The sequence below is a fragment of the Kitasatospora griseola genome, from assembly GCF_014648555.1.
Lineage (GTDB): Bacteria > Actinomycetota > Actinomycetes > Streptomycetales > Streptomycetaceae > Kitasatospora > Kitasatospora griseola.
The window spans coordinates 16,695-20,520 of sequence record NZ_BMRI01000060.1 but is presented as its reverse complement, the minus strand read 5'-3'; the positions used below and the strand labels follow the sequence as shown (position 1 = coordinate 20,520).

The window sequence follows — 3,826 nt, the reverse complement described above, 5'->3', positions numbered from 1 at the left end:
TTCGCGGACCAGCCGCCACGAAGATCACCGCCACCGCATCACAACGCGCAGTTGATCAATTACCCAACACTTTCTCACGCGGGAGCCCCCGGGGCTCCGGGGCCCTGGGGCTCCGGGGCCCCGGGTGGGCTCGGCCGCCGGGCCCGGCAACGCCGCCGCGGGGCCCCGGCCGGCCGGGGCCGGGCCCACCTCCGCAGCGGCTCCGTCCCAGCCGCGGTCGGCGGCCCGACCGATGCGGCGGCGCCGCCCGGCGGCGGCGCGGCGTTGCCGTCCGCAGGGGTCGTTGCCGGCTGCAGGGGCCGTCAGGGCCGTTCGCGGAGGAAGGTCACCACGGCGTCCAGGAATTCCGTCGGCCGTTCGACGTTCGCCAGGTGCACCGTGGGCAGGACGGTGAACCGCGCGCCCGGGATGGTGGCGGCGACCTCTTCTCCGTGGGCTGCGGAGGTGACGGTGTCGTGCTCGCCCGCGATGACCAGTGTCGGGCTGGCGATGAGCGCGGCTGTGCGGCGCAGGTCGGAGTCGCGTACCGCGGCCCAGCTCCCGGCCACGCCCTCGCGTCGCGTGGCGAGCAGTGTGCGGCGGAAGCCCTCGACGGTCTCGCTGCCCTCTTCCAGCATGGCGGCCGGGAACCAGTTGCGGAGGAACATCTCCGCGGTGGCCCGCATGTCGGGGGCCTCCAGCAGTTCGGCGATGGGACGGTCCCACTGGCTCGCCGGGCCGAGGTGCGCGGCGGTGTTGGAGAGCACGAGGCGGTCGACCCGCTCCGGAACGTGGATCGCCAGCCACTGCGCCACGATTCCGCCGAGGGACAGGCCCAGCACGTGCACCCGTTGCAGGCCCAGTGCGTCCAGCAGTTCCACCGCGTCGCGCCCCAGCCGGTCCAGTGAGTACGGGCCGCTCGGGACGTCCGAGGCGCCGTGGCCGCGTGCGTCGTAGCGCAGCACCCGGAAGTGCTCGGTGAGGGCCGGCACCTGGCCGTCCCACATGTGGAGGTCGGTTCCGATGGAGTTCGAGAGCAGCAGCACCGGCTTGCTCTCGTCGCCGTCGTAGCGGTAGGCGAGGCGGACTCCATCGCCGGTGGTGATGGCGGTACGGGTCTGGGAGGTCATGTCGGCTCCAGTGGGTTCAGCGGCTATGTGCCCAGCCTAGGAACGCCACCCGCAGAGTTCTATGACAAAGATCGGAACAGGACTGTAGGTTGTCTGGACAATGTCGAACTTCACGCTCCACGAGTTGCAGTGCTTCGACGCCGTCGTGAGCGAGGGCGGCTTCCAGGCCGCCGCCGAGCGGCTGCACCGCTCGCATCCGTCGGTCTTCGCCGCGGTGGCCAAGCTGGAGCGCCAGTTGGGCCTGACCCTGCTGGATCGCTCGGGCTACCGGGTGCGGCTCACCGGGACGGGGCAGGCCTTTCACCGCAAGGTCCGCCTCCTGCTGCACGAGGGAGAGGAACTCCGCCTCTACGCCGCGCAGTTGGCGATGGGCGAGGAGGCCGAACTGCGCGTGGTGCTCGGGGACCTCTGCCCGCTGCCGCCGGTACTGGCGCTGCTCGGCCGCTTCTTCGCGCAGCACCCGCAGACGCGACTGCACCTGCAGTTCGAAACGGTGACCGGCCCCTGGGAGCGGCTGCTGGAGGACGAAGCCGATCTCATCGTGCACCGCCTTCCCAGAAGTGACGTGCGGATGGAGTGGGTCAACCTCGGCCGCGTCGCGCTGGTGCCCGTGGTGGCGCCCGGTTTCCTGCCCTTCCCCCCGGACACCGACATCACGCCGCAGCGGATGCAGGCCTTCACCCAGTGCATCGTCCGGGATTCGGCGCGGCACCCGTCCGAGCAGGGCCACTTCCTGGTCGAGGGCGCGCCCCGGTGTTCCGTGCCCGACCACCTCATGAAGAAGGAGCTGATCCTGCACGGCATGGCATGGGGGCACCTGCCGCGATTCATGATCGAGTCGGAGTTGCGCGACGGAAGCCTGCTCTCCATCGCCGGACGGCACTTCCCCGGCGTGGTCGAAGAACTCTCGGCAGCGCGCCTGCGCGACCGGCCGCACGGCCCGGTCGCCGATCAGCTGTGGGACTTCCTGGCCCGCCACGCACCGGTACTGCGGCCAGCGCTGGGCCGCATGCCCAGGACGAAGGCGGCACCGGCACGTCCCTCGGGTTGAACCCGCGCTGCCGGCCGGCGGCCGATGCCGTACCGCCGGGATCAAGGTCCGCCGGCACCTGCGGCAAGGCGGGTCCGACCCGAGTGGTGACGGGCAGGGCCGCCGCCTCCGGCCGGGTTTCCCGTGGCGGGGCCGGCGGCCGCCCGGACGGCAGCCCCCCCCGGGCGGCGGGTCCGCGTGCCGTGGAGGTCGTGCGGGCATCTCCCGGTCGGTGGAGGTACGCCAGCCATGAACCTCTGCGACCGGTGGTGGGTGGCGGCCGGTGGCGTTCTTCGCCGTCCGGGGTCCCCCGCCGTGTTCCGACGTCGTCGCGGCATTCCCGGTCTTGCCGGGCGATTCCGCCGGAATCCGCTCGACCGTCCCTGTGCCTGACGGCCGCGGGTACGAAGACCCGAGGCCGGCGGCTCGTCCGTCGGGCCCGGCGCGGCGGCCCGTCCGAGGGCGGTGTCCGGGGCCGTCGCCACGACGTGCGTGCGTGCGGCCGGCCATCCGGGGTCGGTCCGCCCCGTTGACGGGGAAGGCCCGCCGGTTTCGGCCGCACCGGATCGCCGGCGGCACCGGCCGGAGCGGAAGCCCCGGCCGGTGCGAGGGTGTCAGGCCTTGGCCCGGTCGGCCCCGGGGTGCTGCTTGTTGGCGTCGACGACCGCGCGGGTGACGATGGCCGTGCGTTCCACGACGGTGCCGGGCTTGACGCCGTTGACCTCCCGGATCTGCACGCCGCGGCTGCCGAGGTACTGGTGGCTCTCCCGGTCGAAGATCCACTCCGACCGCTCGCCGGTCTGCGGGTCCAGGCGCGCCAGCGCGATCCCGTCGCGGTCGGAGGCGTCCTGCGCGTGCTCGACCACCACGACGCCCGGGATCCTGCCGGCCGCCTCGTAGAGCGCGCCGGCGAGGCCGGAGGGCACGAGCTGCTCGCGGATGATGGAGCCGATCTCGTTGAACGCCTGCTGGTCGCGGTCCCGGGTGCCGCCCGCCGTCGAGTAGGCGAACTTCAGCAGCGCGTCGGGGTCGGCGGGCTGGGCCGCGAGCCACGTGTAGGTCAGCTGCTTCAGGGGATCGTCGCTGCCCAGCGCGATGCCGCCCTTGGCCTGGTAGCCCGGCTCGTCCAGCCAGCCCTTGGTGCCGTCGGGGGACTTCCACACCTCGCGGTCGTGCAGCGGCTGGACCCAGGTGGCGGACTCCCCCGTGTCCCCGTTGAAGCTGGAGGCCATGAACGAGACCCGGCTCTTGATGTAGATGTACTGGCCCGGTACGGGCCGGGGCGCGGTGTTCGCCGTCGCGGCGGCGGCGAGCTCGCGCACCGTCGAGGTGACCTTGACGGCGCTGCCCTCCTCGATCTGCACGACGGGCGCCTTGACCGGCCGCGGGGCCGCCACCGTCGCGGTGTCGGGCGAGGCGCCCAGGGAAACGACCACGGCGAGGGCCGCGGCCGCGGCGACCGGCGCCGCGATCAGGGCGGAACGGCGCAGCGGGCGCCGTGCCGGGGCGGGCGCGGGGGTGGGGTCGGGCCGGTGGATCTCGTTCATCAGGTGCTCCTCGAGCAGGCGCCGGCGGTCGGCCGCCAGGCGGGGGTCGGCCGGCGCGGGCAGGAGGCCGGCCAGTTCCGCGTGGTCGAGCGGTTCGTTGCGCCGCCGCGGGTTGCGGATCATCGGTGCGTCTCCTTGTG

General features: G+C 73.3%; 3 protein-coding genes. 1 reads left to right on the top strand and 2 read right to left on the bottom strand.

Features of this window, described 5'->3' with window-relative positions; translation table 11 throughout:
* Nucleotides 1-302 precede the first annotated feature (302 nt).
* The gene (gene pcaD / locus IEZ12_RS35990) at nucleotides 303-1,109 is read right to left on the bottom strand and encodes a 3-oxoadipate enol-lactonase (protein ID WP_189278439.1); all 807 of its coding nucleotides are present in this window, start codon (nucleotides 1,107-1,109) and stop codon (nucleotides 303-305) included.
* A gap of 100 nt (nucleotides 1,110-1,209) precedes the next feature.
* On the opposite strand from pcaD, the gene IEZ12_RS35985 reads away from it, so the two are divergent.
* On the top strand, nucleotides 1,210-2,160 hold the full coding sequence (locus IEZ12_RS35985; RefSeq protein WP_189278437.1) for a LysR family transcriptional regulator: 951 nt from the start codon (nucleotides 1,210-1,212) through the stop codon (nucleotides 2,158-2,160).
* 593 nt (nucleotides 2,161-2,753) lie between these two features.
* Here the strand turns inward: IEZ12_RS35985 and IEZ12_RS35980 are convergent.
* Nucleotides 2,754-3,809: a CU044_5270 family protein gene (locus IEZ12_RS35980; RefSeq protein ID WP_189278435.1), complete on the bottom strand. Its 1,056-nt coding sequence runs from the start codon at nucleotides 3,807-3,809 to the stop codon at nucleotides 2,754-2,756.
* Nucleotides 3,810-3,826: the final 17 nt, after the last annotated feature.